This window comes from Pseudomonas sp. NY15437 (assembly GCF_048068435.1).
GTDB lineage: Bacteria > Pseudomonadota > Gammaproteobacteria > Pseudomonadales > Pseudomonadaceae > Pseudomonas > Pseudomonas nitroreducens_B.
Window position 1 is genome coordinate 19,073 of record NZ_JBLUQC010000007.1, and the last position, 19,004, is coordinate 38,076.

General features: G+C 58.9%; 27 protein-coding genes. 2 read left to right on the forward strand and 25 right to left on the reverse strand.

The window, feature by feature from the left end:
* Positions 1-10 precede the first annotated feature (10 nt).
* Positions 11-673, reverse strand: coding sequence for a hypothetical protein (locus ACNFIA_RS16720; protein ID WP_416786777.1), 663 nt, complete (start codon positions 671-673; stop codon positions 11-13).
* A gap of 99 nt (positions 674-772) precedes the next feature.
* Here ACNFIA_RS16720 and ACNFIA_RS16725 point away from each other — a divergent pair, with 99 nt between their 5' ends.
* Entirely contained in the window at positions 773-961 is a 189-nt protein-coding gene (locus ACNFIA_RS16725; protein WP_416786780.1) for a hypothetical protein, read from the forward strand.
* 63 nt (positions 962-1,024) lie between these two features.
* On the opposite strand, the gene ACNFIA_RS16730 is transcribed toward ACNFIA_RS16725, so the two are convergent.
* The 13 genes from ACNFIA_RS16730 to ACNFIA_RS16790 form a co-directional block, all read right to left on the reverse strand.
* Positions 1,025-1,894, reverse strand: coding sequence for a hypothetical protein (locus tag ACNFIA_RS16730; RefSeq protein ID WP_416786783.1), 870 nt, complete (start codon positions 1,892-1,894; stop codon positions 1,025-1,027).
* 184 nt (positions 1,895-2,078) lie between these two features.
* Positions 2,079-2,417 (reverse strand): hypothetical protein, encoded by a 339-nt coding sequence (locus ACNFIA_RS16735; protein ID WP_416786785.1) that lies wholly within the window; start codon positions 2,415-2,417, stop codon positions 2,079-2,081.
* 89 nt (positions 2,418-2,506) lie between these two features.
* Positions 2,507-4,402 carry an AAA family ATPase gene (locus ACNFIA_RS16740; RefSeq protein ID WP_416786789.1) on the reverse strand — a complete coding sequence of 632 codons (1,896 nt, stop codon included), beginning with the start codon at positions 4,400-4,402 and terminating at the stop codon, positions 2,507-2,509.
* A 103-nt stretch (positions 4,403-4,505) separates the two neighbouring features.
* A complete protein-coding gene (locus tag ACNFIA_RS16745; RefSeq protein ID WP_416786792.1) occupies positions 4,506-5,180 on the reverse strand; it encodes a hypothetical protein in 675 nt (224 codons plus the stop codon).
* Between the two features lie 94 nt (positions 5,181-5,274).
* Positions 5,275-5,769, reverse strand: coding sequence for a hypothetical protein (locus ACNFIA_RS16750; RefSeq protein ID WP_416786794.1), 495 nt, complete (start codon positions 5,767-5,769; stop codon positions 5,275-5,277).
* Positions 5,770-5,858: 89 nt separating this feature from the next.
* The gene (locus ACNFIA_RS16755) at positions 5,859-6,104 is read right to left on the reverse strand and encodes a hypothetical protein (RefSeq protein ID WP_416786797.1); all 246 of its coding nucleotides are present in this window, start codon (positions 6,102-6,104) and stop codon (positions 5,859-5,861) included.
* On the reverse strand, positions 6,101-6,427 hold the full coding sequence (locus ACNFIA_RS16760) for a hypothetical protein (protein ID WP_416786799.1): 327 nt from the start codon (positions 6,425-6,427) through the stop codon (positions 6,101-6,103). The genes ACNFIA_RS16755 and ACNFIA_RS16760 overlap by 4 nt, the downstream gene beginning before the upstream one ends.
* Before the next feature lie 292 nt (positions 6,428-6,719).
* Positions 6,720-7,190, reverse strand: a complete 471-nt coding sequence (locus ACNFIA_RS16765) for a hypothetical protein (RefSeq protein WP_416786801.1) — start codon at positions 7,188-7,190, stop codon at positions 6,720-6,722.
* 154 nt (positions 7,191-7,344) lie between these two features.
* The gene (locus ACNFIA_RS16770; RefSeq protein WP_416786803.1) at positions 7,345-7,665 is read right to left on the reverse strand and encodes an Arc family DNA-binding protein; all 321 of its coding nucleotides are present in this window, start codon (positions 7,663-7,665) and stop codon (positions 7,345-7,347) included.
* 143 nt (positions 7,666-7,808) lie between these two features.
* Positions 7,809-8,198: a hypothetical protein gene (locus ACNFIA_RS16775; RefSeq protein ID WP_416786805.1), complete on the reverse strand. Its 390-nt coding sequence runs from the start codon at positions 8,196-8,198 to the stop codon at positions 7,809-7,811.
* Between the two features lie 24 nt (positions 8,199-8,222).
* Entirely contained in the window at positions 8,223-10,040 is a 1,818-nt protein-coding gene (locus ACNFIA_RS16780; protein ID WP_416786808.1) for a phosphoadenosine phosphosulfate reductase family protein, read from the reverse strand.
* Between the two features lie 138 nt (positions 10,041-10,178).
* Complete coding sequence (locus ACNFIA_RS16785; protein WP_416786810.1) at positions 10,179-10,673, reverse strand: hypothetical protein; 495 nt, start codon at positions 10,671-10,673, stop codon at positions 10,179-10,181.
* 47 nt (positions 10,674-10,720) lie between these two features.
* Positions 10,721-11,380, reverse strand: coding sequence for a hypothetical protein (locus ACNFIA_RS16790; protein WP_416786812.1), 660 nt, complete (start codon positions 11,378-11,380; stop codon positions 10,721-10,723).
* Positions 11,381-11,552: 172 nt separating this feature from the next.
* Here ACNFIA_RS16790 and ACNFIA_RS16795 point away from each other — a divergent pair, with 172 nt between their 5' ends.
* Entirely contained in the window at positions 11,553-12,119 is a 567-nt protein-coding gene (locus ACNFIA_RS16795) for a hypothetical protein (RefSeq protein WP_416786813.1), read from the forward strand.
* Between the two features lie 256 nt (positions 12,120-12,375).
* Here ACNFIA_RS16795 and ACNFIA_RS16800 read toward each other — a convergent pair whose 3' ends face one another.
* From ACNFIA_RS16800 to ACNFIA_RS16850, 11 genes are all read right to left on the reverse strand, one after another.
* On the reverse strand, positions 12,376-12,747 hold the full coding sequence (locus ACNFIA_RS16800) for a hypothetical protein (protein WP_017519949.1): 372 nt from the start codon (positions 12,745-12,747) through the stop codon (positions 12,376-12,378).
* A 32-nt stretch (positions 12,748-12,779) separates the two neighbouring features.
* Positions 12,780-13,043 (reverse strand): hypothetical protein, encoded by a 264-nt coding sequence (locus tag ACNFIA_RS16805; RefSeq protein ID WP_416786814.1) that lies wholly within the window; start codon positions 13,041-13,043, stop codon positions 12,780-12,782.
* A gap of 120 nt (positions 13,044-13,163) precedes the next feature.
* A complete protein-coding gene (locus tag ACNFIA_RS16810; RefSeq protein WP_416786817.1) occupies positions 13,164-13,475 on the reverse strand; it encodes a hypothetical protein in 312 nt (103 codons plus the stop codon).
* Between the two features lie 16 nt (positions 13,476-13,491).
* Positions 13,492-14,106 carry a YkgJ family cysteine cluster protein gene (locus ACNFIA_RS16815; RefSeq protein WP_416786819.1) on the reverse strand — a complete coding sequence of 205 codons (615 nt, stop codon included), beginning with the start codon at positions 14,104-14,106 and terminating at the stop codon, positions 13,492-13,494.
* A gap of 40 nt (positions 14,107-14,146) precedes the next feature.
* Positions 14,147-14,386: a hypothetical protein gene (locus tag ACNFIA_RS16820; RefSeq protein WP_017519953.1), complete on the reverse strand. Its 240-nt coding sequence runs from the start codon at positions 14,384-14,386 to the stop codon at positions 14,147-14,149.
* A gap of 193 nt (positions 14,387-14,579) precedes the next feature.
* Complete coding sequence (locus ACNFIA_RS16825) at positions 14,580-14,996, reverse strand: hypothetical protein (protein WP_416786823.1); 417 nt, start codon at positions 14,994-14,996, stop codon at positions 14,580-14,582.
* Positions 14,997-15,268: 272 nt separating this feature from the next.
* Positions 15,269-16,306 (reverse strand): hypothetical protein, encoded by a 1,038-nt coding sequence (locus tag ACNFIA_RS16830; protein WP_416786825.1) that lies wholly within the window; start codon positions 16,304-16,306, stop codon positions 15,269-15,271.
* Positions 16,303-16,716: a hypothetical protein gene (locus ACNFIA_RS16835; RefSeq protein ID WP_017519956.1), complete on the reverse strand. Its 414-nt coding sequence runs from the start codon at positions 16,714-16,716 to the stop codon at positions 16,303-16,305. The genes ACNFIA_RS16830 and ACNFIA_RS16835 overlap by 4 nt, the downstream gene beginning before the upstream one ends.
* 91 nt (positions 16,717-16,807) lie before the next feature.
* Complete coding sequence (locus ACNFIA_RS16840; protein ID WP_416786828.1) at positions 16,808-17,425, reverse strand: hypothetical protein; 618 nt, start codon at positions 17,423-17,425, stop codon at positions 16,808-16,810.
* A 196-nt stretch (positions 17,426-17,621) separates the two neighbouring features.
* On the reverse strand, positions 17,622-18,356 hold the full coding sequence (locus ACNFIA_RS16845; protein ID WP_416786831.1) for a hypothetical protein: 735 nt from the start codon (positions 18,354-18,356) through the stop codon (positions 17,622-17,624).
* Positions 18,357-18,366: 10 nt separating this feature from the next.
* Positions 18,367-18,972: a hypothetical protein gene (locus ACNFIA_RS16850; protein WP_416786833.1), complete on the reverse strand. Its 606-nt coding sequence runs from the start codon at positions 18,970-18,972 to the stop codon at positions 18,367-18,369.
* Positions 18,973-19,004 lie beyond the last annotated feature (32 nt).

The window sequence follows — 19,004 nt, forward strand, 5'->3', positions numbered from 1 at the left end:
TTTGTTTTGATCAGCTCACTTTCTTCGTGTAGTCCTGATAGCTGAAGCCTTGCACCTGCTTGAGTTGGAGTTCCAGGTGACTGACCAGCTCGGCCTTGGCACGATCAAACTGCTGCTCACGCCCTTCCAGAGGGGCTTCTCGGGACGGAACCATGTAGCCATCGACCAGGCGCTTGGCTTTCTCATGGTCGTAGCGGTTCAGGGGAGCTTGAGAGGGGGAGGTCGGTTGCTCAATTCCGGCGGTCACGTCCTGGTGGCGTTTCCACTCTGCTTCAGCGTCAGCCACCATGCGCTGGGCGTGATCCGCCGGCTTGCACTGACGGAATACCGGGCTTTCCAGCCAGCGCTCCATTTCTGCTCGATGCTCGTCCAGGTCGTCAGCGGACAACCCCTGATAGTCGCTCTGGAAAAACCAGTTGACGTCATTCAGTGCACACTCGTCGCGCCAATCATGGGTACTGAAAACATGAACCTCACCCTCATAGTCGGCGACAAACAAGAACTCGCCTTGCCCCAGGTCCGCCATGGTACCCAGCGGCATGTTCAAAAGGATCTCGGCAACCTTGAACCCAACCATCTGCATACGCTCATAAGCGATCCGTTCATCTTCATGCGAAGAGTAGCGGTTGATGGTGCGATTGAGTTCGAGGGAGTTCGGGTTGTTGGTGGTCATGCTGCGGTCCTTCGGTATGGATTCGATGGACCACAGAATCAGGGCGAAGCAGGCGTGCCAGAACCGGGATAGAGAAATATCCGTCGATCAGGCTGATCCGTGCTCCAGATCTACGAGGGCCTCAGGAAACGCAATGAGGTGCTCATGGGCAAAGGTCTCGACCCTGATATTCCCAAACGAGGAGCCGAGCTGGCGTCCGAGTTCGAATACCTCGATCAGGTTTCGAGCCCGAACGCCGACGCAGTAGCGATCAGGGCCGACGAGGCTGGGAGCCGCGCTGTCCCGTAGCCCCAGGGCGTCAAGGCGCTGGATCAGGCCCCGAGCGATGTCGTTCCCTGGCCTGAGCACTGATCAGGCTTCCTGAATCGTTACGGCAGGCACCGGCGCACCTGGCAGGTAGTGCTCCGGTCCGATCGCTGAGGGAGCAATGCGCTGAAGTGCCCACCCATCGACGAACAGCCAACCGTCCCTTTCCTCGAATGCGCCAGCGAGCAGCGATTCTCGGTAGCGAACTGCGTACGAATCGACTTCGGCACTGGTGGGTACTGCAGGTAGGCCTTTGCCCTCCCGGGTTTGAGCTTCCTTCTGGGCCTGTGCCAGTCTGATGTGAGCTGCGGAGCGGCGCATGCGGTATCGGAGCGGGTCAGTCTGATCTTCAATGCCTGGATCGATGGCAGTCAGTTTGACCTCGTCACTCAAGGCCGAGATTGCAATCTCGATGTACGACCGCCAGTGCTCGGCATGGTGACGGCACTCGAGGTCGAGCTGCGCGCTAGTTGTAATCCGGCCCGCGCCGGGGGCGTAGTGGGCAATGAGGCATGCCTGCGACTCGTCAGCCCGCATGGGTTGATGCCAATAGCGCCAGCGGAAACCCAGTTCATTCCAGCCAGGCTGAGACACGATCAGCTCCAGGGCGCTGACTCGCTCTACCACGCACCAAGGTGTCTGTTCGATCAGTACAGCATCCATCTTGGTGCCTCCCAGTTGGACCTCCAAAGCGAAGGGCCCGTCCAGGGGCGCCATGACCTTGTCAGACTCCACGGCCGCATACCAGGGGGACGAACACGAAAGTGGAGGAGGCAGCACCAGTGGTTGCTTGCCTTCCAGTAAGCGCTTGTAGAGTGCGGACTTGGCGGGGAGGTAGTTCGCCTGGCCGCCGGTCGAGGCTACGACTTCGAGATATCGCTTCCAAACCGGGCAGTCGGTGGCGGGATTTGACATTGGGAACTCCGGAGACAGGGCAATTCCTGGATGGTAACGGGCTACCGCTGCTCAACCACTTCAAACCTTACTGCCGTTTTCCCCGAGTGATCTGTCCTAATTGATGGGCCCGTGACTGATCACCTGCTGCCAATTTCAAGAGGTAATTGTTGAGAGCTATAGCGGACGTTTTGAGCTCGGTAGCTCATTGAGGTGCCACCGTGCCGAGGTGGTAGGTCTGTCTCACCTTGCGCTGGACCATGTCCATCGCTTCTTCGGCAGTCAGCGTGGGGAGGGAGGTGTCACGGTAGACGACGTGGACGCCACGCCCCACCAGAATAGCGGTGCGCCGCTCGGAATTTACCCGAAGGCAGCAGGCCTCGATCGGGAATCCGCCGGCGGCGCGACCCATCAGGGCAAAAATGCTCTTGGCGCAGTCCTCAGGTTCGGTGAAGTCAAACTCCCGCGGGATGGGTGTCGATTCGGAAGAGGCGATGACTTCGGTGGACTGTCCGAACAGCAGATGGGCGTGTTGCAGGTTCATGGCGGTGCTCCTGTTTGGCGTAGGAGTAGCATCCAATGCCTGCGGGCGTGCCAGAACCGGGCAGGGAGGATTCCCCGTCCGGCGATCGATCAGGCTACTGCTCTGGCGGGGATGGGCGCTGAAGATTGCCCAGACTCCAAGCCGAGCACCTGGTACACGTTGTCGCCGTTGATGGTCTCCTGCTCCAGCAGGGTTGCGACCAGTCGATCCAGAGCTTCGCGGTTGGATGCCATGATCGCCAACGCCCGTTGATACTCGACCTTCAGGATCGACTCTGCTTTGTCGGTGATGTCCCGGGCATCCAGTTCAATCCCATGATCCCGGAGAGCGCTCAGGCTCAGCAGGCTGTCGTTGTCGGCCATTCCGTAGCTATGCACCATGGCCAGTGCAATCCGAGTAGCCTCCTGCAGGTCGCTGGCGGCCCCGGTAGAGACCATATCAAGGACCTCTTGCTCAGCAGCACGGCCTCCCAGCGCCATCGCAATCTGGTCCTGTAGCTCGGATTTCAAATGCAGCTGCTTGTCTTCTGCCGGAAGTATGACGGTCACGCCCTGGGCAGGTCCTCGCGGCAGAATCGTGATTTTCTCGACGCGGCCAGTGCCAAGAATCGCGCCGACCAGTGCATGGCCTGCTTCATGAACGGCCACCCGCTTCCTGTCCTGCTCACTGGAAGCGCTGCGGGCCTCGATCGCCTCGCCCATCCGCTGGATCTCGATAGCCTCGATTACATGGCGCATCTCGACCTCCTGGGCACCCTCCCTTGCTGCCAGCAACGCCGCATTGTTGGAGATGAACGCGATTGCCGCCGGCGAAAGGCCCATGCTGTTCTTGGCTAGGCTGGTGTAGTCCATATCCTGGGCTGGCTTGGTACGGCCGAGGTAGAGCTTCAGAAGCTCGCTCCGGTCTTCAAGGGTGGGAAGTCCAACATGGATGGTGCGGTCGATCCGGCCCTCACGGCGCAGCGCCTTGTCGAGTGCATCCGCGTTGTTGGTCGCGGCGATCAGCATCACGCCGGCCGCCTCGCTGAAGCCATCAAGCTCAGTGAGAAACTGATTGAGAATTCTGTTGTTCTCACCGTCAGCAACCCTGGATTGCGATACCCGCGCCCCGAGGCCGTCTATTTCATCCACGAAAATGATGCAGGGCGCTTTGCGCCGGGCCTCACGGAAAAGTGCACGGACCTTCTGAATGCCCACTCCGTAGAACATGCTGCTGAACTGGCTACCGTTGGCTTCAATGAAATCCACGCCACATTCATTGGCCAGGGCCTTGGCCAATAGGGTTTTACCCACGCCAGGCGGTCCGAGGAACAACACGCCCTTCGGGGGGCGAGCATTCAAGCCTGCAAAATCCTTGGGCGCGCGCAGCCAGGCGGTCATGTCCATCAGCGTCCGTTTTGCTTCCTCACATCCGACCACGTCATCGAAACGGATCTTCTTGTTGGCTTTGCGCTTTCGGGCCGGGAGTCGCGTGCTCAACATGGGCCAGAGCATGCAGACGAAGAAGACAAGGATTGTCAGCTGCACCGCGGTGGTCAGAGAGGCGGATGCGTCAATCTCGGTCGGAAGCTCAAGCTCCTGGAGTGAGAAGGGTGGCGTCTTCTGTTCGAGACTCACATTCATGAGCAGGCGCGTGATCACGTAGAAGCCGTCCGTCACGAGGTAGGTGCCATTCTCCTTCGTCGTGACATACAGCTCTCGGCGGCCTAGGTCGATCTCCTGAACCTTCCCTTCCCGCAAGTCGCTCAGCAGCCTGTCCCAGGGCATGGGGTTCTTGGTCCACCGCGACGGGTCTTTGGCAATCTGAGCCATGATCGTGGCTGAGGCACCCTCAGCCAAAGGCGGGGCAGGTGGCGCATTCAGGTGGAAGTGGTAGATCAGGAAGGCGCCGAAGGCCGCTAGCGTGATCCCGCAGCCGGCGACGGACTGCCTGACCGACGTCTTGCGCATAGAGCGCCGAACGCGCTGGATGATGGACTCTGTCATGGGTTTCCTACGAATTCAGGCCGGAAGATGGCCGCGCTGAGCGCAACTGAACATGTACAGGTGGGTCGTTCAAGCCAAACCCACCTGTGGAATGCGTTGATGGTCAGAATCCCATGCCGAGCTGCTCGGAAAGGGTGGGCCGGGGATGTTTAGGAGCTGGCTCTTCTTGCGGTGGCGTTTCTCGCACGTAGACGGGCTCTGCCTGCAGGCCCAGTTCAACCTTGAGTTTCTGAACTGCCAGAAATGCCACGATGTAGGGGCGGGTTTGCGGGCCGTGCATGCCACGGATGCTGAGGTCCAGCCCACAAGAGCCTTTAGCGTCGGCCATCAGGTACCTGGTACCGGACTTGATCACTTGCACGAACCCACGGGCGTAGTTGTCAGCCGCGAATGCGGCCAAACGATCCACCTCGGAGAATCGGCTCGAAAGCTCATCGAATATGACCTTCAGCCGGCGTTCTGCTTCGCGCAGTTCGTCCTGCTTCGGGTCTACCCCGGCCCAGGCCAGAATCACTGCCCAGGTGCCCGATTGGGTACGGGGCAGGTGAACACCCGTCACCTGGCTGAACACCGCCTTGCCGACGTTGTTCAGGCCGTTGGCAAGCGCAGACAGGCCGTAGGCATTGCGGCTCAGAATCGACTCGGCGAATAGACGGTGGTAGTCACTGACCCTCGCGGCATGGCCTGTGCGCGAGGCCAGCTCTTGTGCGTAGAAGGCGGCGATGCCGTCGACAGTTTGCAGGTCATGGGTAGAGGGGAGTTGGAGAGCGGCGGCCATTGGTAGGTCCTTGCAGTGTTCGGAATGAACACAGGATCAGGCGCTTCGCCGCGTGCCAGAACCGTGGGTAGGTCCCACGGCTTGGCGATTTGCCTTACAGGCGCTTAACGGTCACATCCAGCTGCAGCTTCGGATCTTTGTCACCATCGGTCCCAAAACTGGCCTTGCCATCCTCATCGACTATGACGTCGCGGCCCAGAGTGTATGACCTAACGTTGGGGAGCTTGAGTTTTACTCCCAGAGTTTTAACCTCGTTTGGGGTCTGAGCCTCCGTATACAGGCCTTTGACAAACAGTTTGACATCGCCGGTCGACAGCACGCGGGCAGTGACATCAGCAGTAAACCCGAGGTTGCGGATTTCTTTCTCAACCTTTATTCCCTTCGAATTGCCGGACGCGCTGACGTCAAACTCCTTGGGTTCCGTCTTGCTGAAGTGGGCCGTCTCACCCGGACCGACTTCTTGGGTTTGAGTGCTGAGGACCTGGCCGTCTTTGCTGAACACAGCCTGGATCTGCAGGCGGTCGGTGGCATGGGCAGTAGACGCGACGCAAAGCGTTGCAGCCAGTAAGAGCGACGAAACTTTGTTCATTGAATCTCCAGTTCGAGGTTTGTTCCTGCGGTGCAGGAGGAGCTGTTCGAAGCTCCTACGAGCAGATACGGCACGCAGTCGACAAAACTTTAACGAACCTGAGAACTTTTTCCCGAGACGTCATCAGTGTGCGCGGTACTGGCGGCGCCCCGCCCTAGGAGCACAGCTAGGGCCAGCCATACCACAACTACGATCGCCAGGGTCACCATCAGCCCGACGATGCGGTCAGTGTCTTTCGCCATGTCCATGCCTGAGATCGCATAGACCCATTCACTGTGGAATCGGCCGAGGTAATACCCGAGACCGAGAAGCACAATGGTGATCAGCTGACTCATTTTTCTGCACTCTGGATCTGTATCTTCAGGAACTCGATGGCTGCATCAAATTGGCGAGTCGTGTTGCGCAAGTCGAAGCGCATCACCGAAAAGATCAGCTTGACGTCCCCGCCGAACATGCCGGAATTCGAAAGTACGTCAGCCAGGCTGGTCTCACCGGCATCCTGGGATGAACCCCAGCTGAATTCCGGATGCGAGGCAGTGAGCCAGTTAATGCTCTCCGACAGGCATTTTCCGTTTTCAATCCCTGCCTGCAGGGCCAGAAGAGTCGCGATTTGCGTTGGCAGTGGAGCTTCGGTGGTTTGTTGCCGAGAGGAGTTCATCAGAGGCATTTCCAGTGTGATGTGGTGATATGGAACGCCTATCGTAGGAATTCTGCAGCCTTGCTTCGAGCGAAGTCAGGTGGCTGAAATCCATAGCCAGAAACGGCGCGGACCGCACCGCACCGCTAGCCTGGAGATGTGAGGAGCCGAACACTGCTTAAAGTCGAGTATTCGGATTAAAGCGTTCGGCGCAGCACTCGAAGTTCGCTCTTGGCGAGAAGCCAAGAAAGACTGATCTCTGAACGTGAACACCGCTTGGCTGAGCTTCAGCACTCGCGCTACTTAACGCTACTCAATCGAGTCTGAGGAGACGTGCAGAGGCAGCATATTGCTTACCGCCGGCCTGCCAGTAGATGAACGTCTCGCTATGGCTGATATCGCTGGTAGTCGTGGACCAAGTGCGATTGCCGTCCGTTACGTTCGGATTGAACTGATCAACGACAAAATCCATGCCGATCACATCGGGGTTTTGGCCGTCTATTTTTGGATGTACCGCGACGATGAAGCCACTGCGGTAGCTGGGTTTGTCAGGCCCTCCAGACTTGAGTTCCAGATCTCGCCATTCCCCTGTGGAGCCGACGAGGGTTGTGATTGTGGGGGAGTACAGGATGGACTCCTGTTTGCCCGGGCCGATCTCCTTGATCTTCACCTCGAAGGTGGCAACGTGGTGTTTGGCAGTTTCCTGCTGGCCAATGGCTGAGCAACCTGCAAGAGTCAGCAATGCCAGCAGCGACGCGGCGGCAGTAATGCGTTTTTTCAACATGGGACTCCTTGTTCTTTCCAGGAGCGCCAACCGCTTCCTGGTACGACCCAAACCCGCGTATGGCGGGCAGTAGGAGGGGGAGCTTGCACTTTTTCTCTGGGCTCCCATTCGATGGAGCCCAGAACCTGCAAGGGCTTACCAGCAGCGTGGTAACTCAGCTGGCCTCGGCGAAACGGCCAGGCTGTGCTGTGGGATCAATCAGAACCACGAGGGCGGATTGCTGTTTCAAATCCAGCATTCGGAATCGAGCGATCAGGCGCTGCTCGTCCGAAGTCAGCTCCCCGGAAGGCTGCATCAGCGGCATGGATTTGGGAGATTCGAGGCTCAGCTCCAGCCTGGAGATAATCTCCGAGTTCATGCTGCGATGACTCCCTTTGGCGGCTTCGGCCACGCGCTCACGCATCCCGTCAGGCAGGCGAAGCACGAATTTGTCGGCGGTGCGGGAGGGGGCGAGGGGGTCTCGGAGTTTGTTCACTGAATTTCCTTTGCTCTGTCCACAGTCAAGCTCCTGAGTCACCTCAGTGCTCGCTCATGGGGTTGGTAGTCTATCGGCGGATGCCGGGCATGCGAGTCAAACAGCGCCTCTGGTTTTCCAACCCGCGCTGTTGGACCTCGCCGCTATTCCCTGATCGGATTGGTCGCATTTTCGTCTCGAATCGCCCGGCACAAGTCCAACAGCGCTTCGCGCACTTTCGGGGAGCGACCACCCCCGGAGAATGGGACGCAGAACTCCACGTCTGCCATGTCGCCGTCGTCACTGATCACCGCGACGCAGACGTCGGAGTCCCCATCCAGGATCAACCGCAGTCGGCCCTTGCCCATGTCCTCTCGGCGCTCGAAGAACTCTCCCAGGGGGAGGGGAGCTCCCTTGTCCTCGCACTGTTGCTTCAACAGCTCGCGTGCCGCTTCGATGACCTGGCCGCCGAAGAGTGTGTCAGCGAAGCGGCCGCCCTCCTCGGTGATCATGTCCGCGGCCTCTTCGATTGCCAGGCTGGTGATCAGTGCCATAGGTTCGTCCTCGATATTGGGGAGTTACAGGAATAAGGCCAGCTGGCCGACCAGGGCCGCGCGCTGCTCTTCTTCTTTTTGCTGAAATTTGGTCTGTAGGGTTTCAACCAGCGCGTGCGGGTCATGGAGGATCGGCAAGAGCCCATGGTTCCAAGCCTGATTCCCCACTCGCATGATTCGATCCCACTCGCTTAGGCTGCCCTTGTACAGGGTCACCGTGCCGAGGCCGACCAGGTAATGGACAACTCCTGCAGGGTTATCCAGGACGCTTACTCTCTCCAGCGCGTAGTCCCGGTCGAACTCCCAGAACAGGGCAGCGCCTTCCTCGTCGATTTCGAACTCTTCGCCGGTGTTGGCGTGCGCCAGGATGGTCCCGTCGCCCATTACAACGGTCGACTCACAGTCAGCTACCGCTGCATCGACGTCTCGGAAGCCTCGCCAGGCCGAGTAATACTCCTCATCGGCGAACGGGACTTCGGCGCGGAAGGACACGTCTTTTTCGGTGAACGTCGGAATCGAATCCAGGGCAGGAATCTCGTACCGTTTGCCCTGCTCGTAGACCTCTTTCCAGGTGCGAACGGCCATGAAGCTTCTTTGATATTGGTAGCGCCCCCAGAGAAGGTCCAAGGCGATGATTTGGCGCTCGTTGAGCACCTCAAAGCGTGGTGCGATACCCAGCTTACTTGCAGCGATCTCCTCGCGGACCTGAATGGTCAGGATCAACCGGAGCAGCTCCAACGTGTATTGGGGACTGTAGGCGTTGGGAAGTATCTTGATTGTCCCTTTCGACTCATCAACCGTGCGGGCTAGCCAGCAGCGCGCCGACGGATCGAAGTGGCGCGCACGCATGTAGGCTCGCAATTCCAACAGCGGTTTCATGAAGGCGTTCTTCCCGCCTTCGGCCTGCACCATGTTCTCGGCGCTGGTGTCTCGGACTCCAATTCGAGTGCAAACCCAACATCCTGTGCGGGCGCTGCACGGGGCTCGGCTCTGCTCGCGTCCAGAGATATAGGCCGTGACCATGCAATCTCCACCGTTGGCCTCACGGTAGATTTCGACCAGCTCGTCAAAGTCTGAGTAGGCCTCGATCGTCCCCGACCGAACATGCCCGATATAGGTAAAGACGTCGAAGGTGGTCCAGTCAGCGATGGGGCTCAGAACCAGTTGGCCGTCATCCATAACATCGACTGCTTCGGTGGCACTCTCCCCACGCTCGGACATCTTCGCAGCCCGCGAAGCACTCTCCTCGAACCGAGTGCCGATGATGCTGAAAAGGTTCGCGGCCTTGGCTTTCACTCCGTCTTTAGCGGCTACCCAATCGCGCACTTTTCGCTTGATTCGGTTCAGTGCCGAAACCTTCATCATCATGGAGCACTTCGTGTTCGCTCCAACCGACATGATCGTTCGCCCGGCGAGTACAGAGACGAGATAATCGTTGGACAAACTAGGGGTAGCCAACCAGACGCGGGTATCGATTCCAGTGGCCTTGCCATATGCCTCGATGGCCTTGAGCTGGCCTTTGTTGTAAATCTCCAGCACAGGGTTCTCGACCCCCGTATTTGAGTGGACCACATGCAACGTGGGCACGGCGAACCCTTCTGCTTTCAGCTCGCGCAGGGCAGTGAAGGTGAGGTTCAAGCAGCACGAAGAATCCTTCCCTCCCGAGTAGGCGAGGCAGGGATGACGACCCTCTCGAACCTGTTGCTTGATGGCTTCAACCGCAGCCTTCACCTTATCGTCAAAGGTGAGGTCCATTACGGGTACGAGAGCCGGTGCAGGCTCCGCGACGTCGAAGAGGCCGGCCTGGATGGACTGGGACAGCTTGGTCTGGGCGGTGGTCATGGCTTGGTGCTCACTGCACTGAAATCTGGAATGGGCTCAGTTTCTAAGCAGTCGCCGCGTGCCAGAACCCGGCAGGTAAAATGATCGCCGGAGCGCATCCTCTCCAACAAAGACGTCGCGCCAGCAAGTTGGATGACTTCAGTCCAGGAAGCGCCGGATCTGCGCCCACTCGTGATGCTTCTCCCTTGGCAAAGTCAGGTCCTGAGCTTCGGACTGAATCAGCTTGCCGTCGCGCATCACGAGGTCCATGCGACCGGCCAGCGCCTCCAGCAGTACATCGTGGAGGTTGCGCAGGTGAAGCGCCTCGTCCTCATCCCCATGAAGAACCGCTTTTTCACAGAGGCGCACGAAGAGCATCGCGCTGGCGACCAGTGAGAGGGCCTCCAGGCTGATCTCAAGGTCCTGCTGGCATCCGTAGCATGCCGCCACGACTTGCTGCTGATCCGGCAGCACCATGGCCACCGCTCCGTTGGTGTACTCCCTCAGCTCCCACATTCCGCCGGCGAAGCGGCCGCCCATCATGCTGTTCATCACGGTGTAGAGGTTGTTCGCGTAGTTCGCGCTTTGGCGACCGATCTTCAGGTGCAGAAAGTGGGAGGCCTGTTCGTTGGGGATGATCCGGTAATTGGACATGTCGATTCCTTGGTGGAGAGTGGCCCGGGCCGACCAGGGCCTTGCCGTCAGAACACGATCTGATGGGTCCCGATGCGCTTGGCCGAGACGACAAAGCAGGAAGGGTGGTTTTTGCTGAGGGGGTCAGGGTCTACGCCGGCGTATACACACAGCTTGCGAAGCGCTGCCTCGACGGCAATCCGCTCGTCCAGGGCGAGGATGTGCAGGACCTCGTTTTGGCTCTTCGATGTGAGCCTGCAGGTGACCGCGTAGAGGTCCCCGAAACTGTCGATGACCTCGACGTCACAGCCATCGACATCCAGCCCGTTCACGACCGGCCTGAAGGAAGCATTGAGGTCAGCTGCCAGCTTCTCGATGTAGCTTTGGTCTCCGCTGGTGACCACCACTGCCTTTTGCTCATCACCAGAGGGAGCTAAGCAGAGCTCCCAGGTCACTCCCAGCCATTCACCGGCCTCGGAAGCCTTTTCATAGAAGGGATGGTGTTCCGCCGGCAGCTGATCGGCTTTCGCGAGCTCATAGACCAGGACGTGCTCGTCGTCGGAGTAGACCGCCAGGCCGGGGGCGAGGCCAACGTCGTGCTGGATGCTCTCCAGCAGCTCCAGGTCCTGGGCGGGGTGGAGCATGCGGTGAATGATGTTGCTTGAGGCGAGATCATCACCCATTGCCAGCTTGAAGGCTTTGCGGGTGAAGGCGTGGTTGTAGGACATGATGGACCTGCGCGGTGGGCTTGATGGGCCTATTACATCTGGGCAGGAGGTGTGCCAGAACCGGTCGGGAAATGGGAACCACGCTTTGGATGGAGCCCGGTCCGCTGTCTAAATAGCCTCTTGTACAACGGCTGGTGCGCGGTGTACCGGCCAAGTGCGTTTGGGGGCCGAGATGGCGAAACCAGAAGTTGACTGGTCGGTGACAGTAAATGGCGTGGAAGTGGGGAAGGTGAACCACGAAGTGATGGAGGAAATCCGTCAGGCGGTGCGAAATAACCGGGGCACGTACCTCGCCCAACTGGAAGAGTTGTTCAAAGCCTCGATGCGGATCGCGATGCAGACCTGCAAACTTGCCCCCGCCGTGACCCTGATGCAAGTGGCGTTTGTGACGATGGCTTCTCCGCTCCAGCTCGACCTGCTCTTTCTGAACCAGGCCCCCCACTTTGTAGTCGCAACCTTCGTCACTCTTGGCTACATGACCTCGGGGGTGGCAGTTCTCGGGATGCTTGCGTTTGGCAACCAGTTCGGGTTCCAGGACCAACGAACCGTTCGAGAGATCCGTGCTGTGCGGCGTTACCTGGGCGTTCCTGCGGATGGCGAAGTGCTGCTGGAGCCGGTACCGCGACATCCTGAACCGCCAGCACGGGACTGGAAACAGATCATCCGTGATCGGGTACAGGTAGCGGTAAAGCGCGTTCTGCAGGCTAGGTTGAAGCGACGGGCGGCGGAGGAGGGGTGAGGGCCGTGATGGGCCGGGTGTCTACCTGGCCCATGTCTTCCCTAGGCATCAGGAAATCCTGACCAGGTATCCGGTCAGGGCGTTGTCGATGCAGGTTGTCTGTGTGTTGCCGGCGGCCAAAAAACACCCAGCCTTTCCATCAGGAGCTGCAGTAGGACCCAGCTTGACCCGGAGGAATCCATCACCGAATTCCGGACGAAACCGCTGCACCCAATCGCTACGGTCCTGGTCAGTGAGTTTTGGCCCCAGGGCCAGGTCAGAACAGCAGTTCACCACTTTCTCCTAATAGCTGGGCAAATTGTCTGGCTTCCAGGAGTTCGGCCTCAGACCAAGCGACCATACCAACAACCTCGCATTGCTCGATCGGTGCAATCGCACCTGCAATTCCGGTGAGGCTGAGGTGGGTTGCATCTGCGCGGACGCACCATTGCAACCTGGTGCCATCCCTTTCCCGGCAGGAATCGAACAGGATCTCCGCGATGAAGTCGTTACCGAAGTCGGGCTTTTTCTCGACCCGCCGCATGTAGCCGGAAACTCGATACCTGCCGGGTTCGGTTCCAAAGCTGTTGGTACCGTAGTGGACTATCGCGCCCACTTCGGGGGCAAGGATTGCTGTTGTTTGAGGCATGGAAGCGGCTCTATTGAAGATTTCCGCCATGCTCAGGTGGAACTGGTCGTGACACCACCCGCGCCTGCGAGCTTACTCAAGAGAGCTTGGATCGACTCCCTGGCAATGTCTTCGGCCTGCTCCAGCGCGTCCTTATGGCCCTGCTGGTAGGCTGAGCGCAGGTTCTTCGCGTTGAACTCCGGGTCAGACCGTAATCCCCGGATCGAGTTGCATAGGTCCTTGCTGAAGGTCTCGAGCAGGGCGAGGACCTCGGACGTAGGTGATGCTGGCGACTGACGAAGATGCTCGCTTTCCATGGCAATCCTCTCGGGAGCACGACAGGCAATGGTCGGTAGGGCGGGGCTTGACCCCACCTACCTATTTCAAGCTCTGATGGCGCCGTTGAAAAGCGAAAACGGGGGGCTACTTTCCCGCAATCAAGCCGCTTCGGTTGGCCTGTGGGTTTGCACCTGCTTGATTTCGGCAGTTTTTCGGGGAGTGAGAGCACGAATTCGGTTCGAGAGCCCATCGGCCTTGTCGACGTTGTAGGTCGCCGAGAAAGCAAAGAGGATCATCCCTGCCAATCCGATGTATTCGAGGATCGGCGCTGGCGCGTTGTAACCCAGGACACCGAAGCCGATTGCCGATCCAGTCAGCAGGAAAGACAGGATGTCGACCTTCGAACGTTGAACCTTGAGGTCTTCAAGGGATGCGGAGGGCTTGGTCGGTGTGGTTGGGGTTGCGTCCATTCAGTGGCTCAGTCCGTCAGAGGGTGGGGAAGAAGTACCGGATATCCTCGAGCCCGGCTTTGTGCATCTCGGCCATGTAACTGAACCAGAAATCCTGAAGATTTAGGTTCACCGCTGCCGAAAATTCTGGCGGTACCCTGGTATCGCACATGACGCTGGTGCCAGAGATGGAGAAGTGCAGCCTGCAGGCCATAGGCCGGATCGCGTAGATCGAACAACTACTGTCCTTCAGGAACGGGCATGGCTGGCGGAAATACTGCTTCGCCAGCGTTTCAGTGTCATCAGCAGCTTCCGTCGGTGAAGGGGCGCGCTTGCGGCCGGTGGCTTCAGCAATGATGTCGGCCTCGATCTCATTGATCGCAACCGAGATGTGGCAGCAGTGGCTGCAGGACTTCTGGCAAGCCGCGTGGGGTGCAATTGCGCTAGCAATGCGATCGCCGAGCTTGCGGAGCCGGATGTACTTTGCCTTGAGACTTCCCTTCTGTTCCCCGATCTCAGCCGCCATCTCGCCCACGTTGGTGATCCACGGAGCATCCTGGGCGATACGGAAAGCATTTTCCTGAGCAACAGCTTCTAGGAACTCGCGTTTCGGCAAGGTGCTCAGGTCGATCGCGGGAATCAGGTCGGTCATGGCCAGGCTGAACAGGGTACAGGGGACGGCAATCATACCCTCAGTGCTGCTGACTTCCAGAGGGGACCGAGCACTGCTCGAGGTACTTTTCAGGCGGAATCCCAGTGAGTGCGGAGAAAGTCGTTTCGATGACCACCAACTGCCGCCTCCAGCTCGCCAATGAGAATTCCAGGTCATGCAGGCCCGGGGTCCGCATTAGAGCCGCCTGGTCAAGTTCAATGAAGGTGAGCACCCGTTCCCGGGAGCGGAGAAGCTTTTCGATCTGATTCAAGTCTTGCATTGCGGGTTCGTTCCCTGGTGAAGAGGCTCCGAGTGTTGGAGATGCTGAAAATCCAGCAGGAAACGGGCCAGCGGTTTTTGGCCCGTTGTTGGGTGGCGGTGAGCGGTCCCTGATTATTGGGGTTGAAGCATGGCGCGCTTGTCTGCCACTACCTGCAGCAGAACAGGGCACGCTGCCGTGATAGGTCTGGCCGTCATTTGAAGACGTCCTCAGGGTTCCCAGCGATGATTGATAGCACGCTGCCCTCCTGACGCACCTTGGCCATGGCGACTTCTTCATAGCCCCAGATGTTGGAACGGTCGCTGATCCGCTGCGGGCCCAGGGAGGAGATCCAGATTTGCCGGCCGGTCATGACGTAGTCGCGCATGTCCTCGACCAACTGTCGGAGCGTGCCCCCGTGAGTGAAGCCTCTCCAGGCATTCCCGAAGGTGGCGGGGTGGGTATACACCCGAGCTTTGGAGTAGTGATCGTGGAACCACACCTTGCCCCGGTGATCCAGCTCCAGCCTGGCGGTGGTGTCGGATTTCTGGTCGTAGAAGAAGCGCCGGCCGTGCCGGGCGATCACTTGGATAAGTTGGTTTGCATGCTCTACGCGTTCGGCCTTGCTCATCTGTTCACCTCCTGTGGTGGGATTTGGGAGGTGACATCGTCAGCTTGGGGATAGCATGCCACCAGCATTTAGCCGATGAAGACTATGCCTATGGTGTGGGTATTCAAGCGAAGTCGGGGGGCTGTGTTTCTAAGTGTATAGCCGGCCAGCCGTAGTTTGAGGTCGGGACGCGGACACTTCAGTTTACTTTCTTCCAGCCATTAAAAAGCCCGCTTCCAAGACGCGGGCTTTTGCTTTGAGACTCCATCCACTCCTCACTCGGCTGTGGTGTCTCAGGCTGTAGGTTTCTTCTGCTCGGCCACGATGCGATCGAGGTCGCTGTACATGCGATCCAGGGCCCGCATTTCGTGTTCCCAGTAGGAGCGGTCGTCACGATCAGGGGCCAAGCTCACTGGCTCGAGCTCAATGAGACGCTCAAACGCGGCGCGCCAGCTTCGACGATGACTCAGCAGGTTGTCCGGAATCACCAGCACCCCATTCTTGATCTGGGACGCGAGATAGAGTGCGTTGGAGCCGACGGGCACTACCTGGCGGCCGTAATCCGTGAGAGTGCAGAACGAGGCATGATTGCCGCGACCGCACTTCGCCACAGGCTCCACACCTTGAATGGCCTCTGAGTCGGTTTCGCTGAGCTGGTACTGCAGTTGAGCCACTGAGTCACGAAGCTCCCGGATCTCCATTTCCATCCCGCCACACTGCAGGCGGAGGTCCGTATTCTCTTTCGCCACGGCCTCCCGCAAGTCGTCCGCCGGCAGGCAGTAGACGGTACGGGCTTCGTACCCCTTGGCTTGAGATCGCTCAGCCTCCTCTTTACTGCAGTCCTCCCAGGGTTCATCAGCGTCTTCGCGCCACTGGTGGATCGGCTGGGAGGAAGGCGTGCCGATGAGCGCCAGCAGCTCGGCTTCGCGTTGGTTCCAGAATGCCCGGTCGCTGTCATAGCGGTAGTCGGAGGTGGAAAGCTTCAGCTCTGCAGCGTAAACGGCCTTGACGGCGTCTTCGTAGCGCACGTATTGGCCAGTGCTGGCGGCCGTAACCCCAGTGCCTCCTTCCACCAGGTCGAAGCGCTGGATGAGATCCAGGCTCGACGGGGCATCGTGGGCGAGCAGGTCGCCCGGACGTTCGGCGAAGGTGAGCAGATGCACGATCGCATGGTTGAACTCGTGATCGATGTCCGCGTCTTCGCATTGGGTACCAGCGCTCAGGCACTCCTGCAGCATCTCAACCACTTCCTGACGCACTTTCGGGGACCACGCTCTCGAATCGGCCGCGAAGCGATTCGGTTTCGACTGGGTTGGTGCAATGGTGGTCATGCTGTGTGCTCCGCGACCTGGGCGAAGTGCTCTTCAGTCAAGACAACCGCCTGGACCTTTTCGATCAGGTAGAAGTCCGGTGGGCAGTGGCGCCGCGCCCACTCCTGCAATGGTTTCAGGAGCTCGCCCAGTTCGGCTTTGGCTTCTTCGCAGGGCTCGGGATAGCCGTCCACGTGCTCGCCGCAATCGCTACCCTCGGCCTCCTCCTGCATGTGCATCAGCAGGTCATCTACGTCGGGGAGAAAGCCAGCCGGGTCCGGATAGGACTTCTCGCCGCGGTAGACGGTTGCTCCCACCTTCAGGTGCTTATTGCCCTTGATGACGGCCGCAAGGGTCTGGTCGCTCCAGTCCTCACTATCGGTGCTCCAGGTTTCTTCGCCATCGCGGGGGTCACGGTACTTGTCAGTCATGGTCGATCAGATCTCCTTGGGAAGCTCGCCTGGCCAGTAGAACACCTGGACTAGCCGCGCCCTGTTCAAGTCTTAGGTCCTAAATTCAGGTTCAGCGCTGCAAGTTGTCGATCTCTTGCACGCCGAACTCCACCAGCTTGTTCTGGAGAGTCCTGGGCGCTACTTCACCGAGCTCATCCGGGTTGAAGATGGCAACGGCGAAGCCCTTGTCGCGAAGCATGCCAACGGTCTGGTGCGTGGTTTGCAGGCGTTCCGCAACCTGGATGCTGACGTGTTTGTTGTCGACCACCGCCGGGGTGTCGCCGGTGATGCCGCCATTGCCGATCATCGTGTCGATCGCATGGCTGAGTTGGGCTCCGAGCTGGCTCTCGGTAACGCGGGGGCTGCCACGCTCGCCGTCATTGACGTCGACGGTGCCGCTGATCACAGCGATGAACTGGAGCTGGCGCACACCGGGAACGCCCTCCGGCACAGACACGGCGGCCGGCATGCTGGCGCTGGCCGGAACCAGGGTGTCATCGAGCAGGGACTGGATCTCACTGTGTACCCACTGCCAGTAGCCGGAGATGGTCTCGTCTGCTCCTACAGCGGTGATCCAGTCCTCGCGGGTGAAGGTGGGATGCTGACCGCCCCCAGCCGGGCTGAACTTAGCCTCCAGCTGGTCGGCAGTCAGGTTGATGTCTTGGTTCGAGATGCTGTGCAGTTGCATTGAAGAGAGCCTCGTTGGTTGTTGATGAGGCACATCTTCTGAGCGGCACAACGGTGCCAGAACCAGGGGAAGCAAATTCAGTTCAGGCCCGATTTTCCAGGCTAGAGATGGACGGGAAAGCCATAGGACGCCGGCACGAAATGACTCGACGATGGAGCTAATCACCGGCTGACCGGTTGATCAATTCACACGCTGATCAGCCAGGCGTTTTGGACATCCCGGCTGGGTAATACAGCCATTTTTGATGGGGCGCCGCGACCTGCTGAATGAGGATGCGAGTCCGTCGCTTGTCTAAAACTTTGACGGCGCCGAAGTGTTTTTGCGAAGGCTCCCGGAACCACAGTTGTTGGCCCTTTTGAATCTCGCGCATGCTCAGCGGCTTTTCGCCGGTTGATAGTAGTCCAGACAGCCTGTTCAAGCCTTCCTGGCTTGCCCTGATTGGGCGCAGATCAATGTTGAACATCATGCACTGATCATGAAGCGCGGCCCTGATTTTCTCGCCTTCTCCACTGGCATGGATGCGGTCGAGGATGGCGTAGAACTCCTGGTTGTGCACTGAACCATCGTAGCGGCGGCCCAGAATGACCTGGACAAAATGGCCAAACTCATGCGCCACGGTGTGAGCGAGGATGTTCAGCAGGGTCAACTCACCGCCGTAGTAGCGACGCTCATGGAGTTCTCGGGAGGTGAGCCAATTACACATCGTCTCAGGGTCAGACTTGCTGACCACCATCTGCTTGCCGTACGTAATCGTCATGCTGGCGTCATTGGCAGTAGCACGCCGATGTTTGAGGTATGTGTGCTTACCGCTACCTACACGAAAATCCAGATCAGCCGTGGGGTTGTGCTTGGTTGCCCAACTTCTTCGGGGCTTCCACAGAACTTCATCTGTGACCTTGCACATTGCATTGGCGACAATTCGGGGATTCATGCACGGATTCCTAGAACTTGATGTGTGTAGGAGCATCGACCAGTTTGAATCGGTACGAAATGACAGTGCCGCGCTCGATGCCTCCCCAGGCCACGATCTGCTCTGAGGGCTGGTCCGGCACTACCAACGTCCGCATAAGCAGAGTGAGTTCTTTCGCAGCATCCAGCAGCCACAGAGGCACGTAGTCCGGTTGAGGTCGGACAGCATCGACAAAGAGTAGGTAGGCGCGGTGAAGCTCGACGCTGTATGCGAGGCCGACATACTTTTGCCCGATCAGCCAGTGCATGCACACCAACTCGTAGCGCTCACTGTCCGCGCCGATACCATCCCCGAGGGCGTGCCGATAATCGGTCAGCATCGTCTCAGCTTCCGTCTGCGCGTCAGCCATCGGACTTTTGCCCTTGCCGCTGGAAGTGATGTTTCGCCGTTGGATGTCGGCGTCGAGATCCTCAGCGACTTTGATCCCCCATTCCACCCACTCCCGGCGCTGCCAGTAGCAGGGCTCATCATCAACCGGCGGCCTGACTTCGTACTGACGGCCGCGGTTAACTGAGCGCATTGCGCCGATCAGCTCCTTCACTTTCTCCCGCGAAACAAGCACCAGGTCGTTGCTCATTGTCCAAGTCTCCTTAGGGAGTGACTAGGATA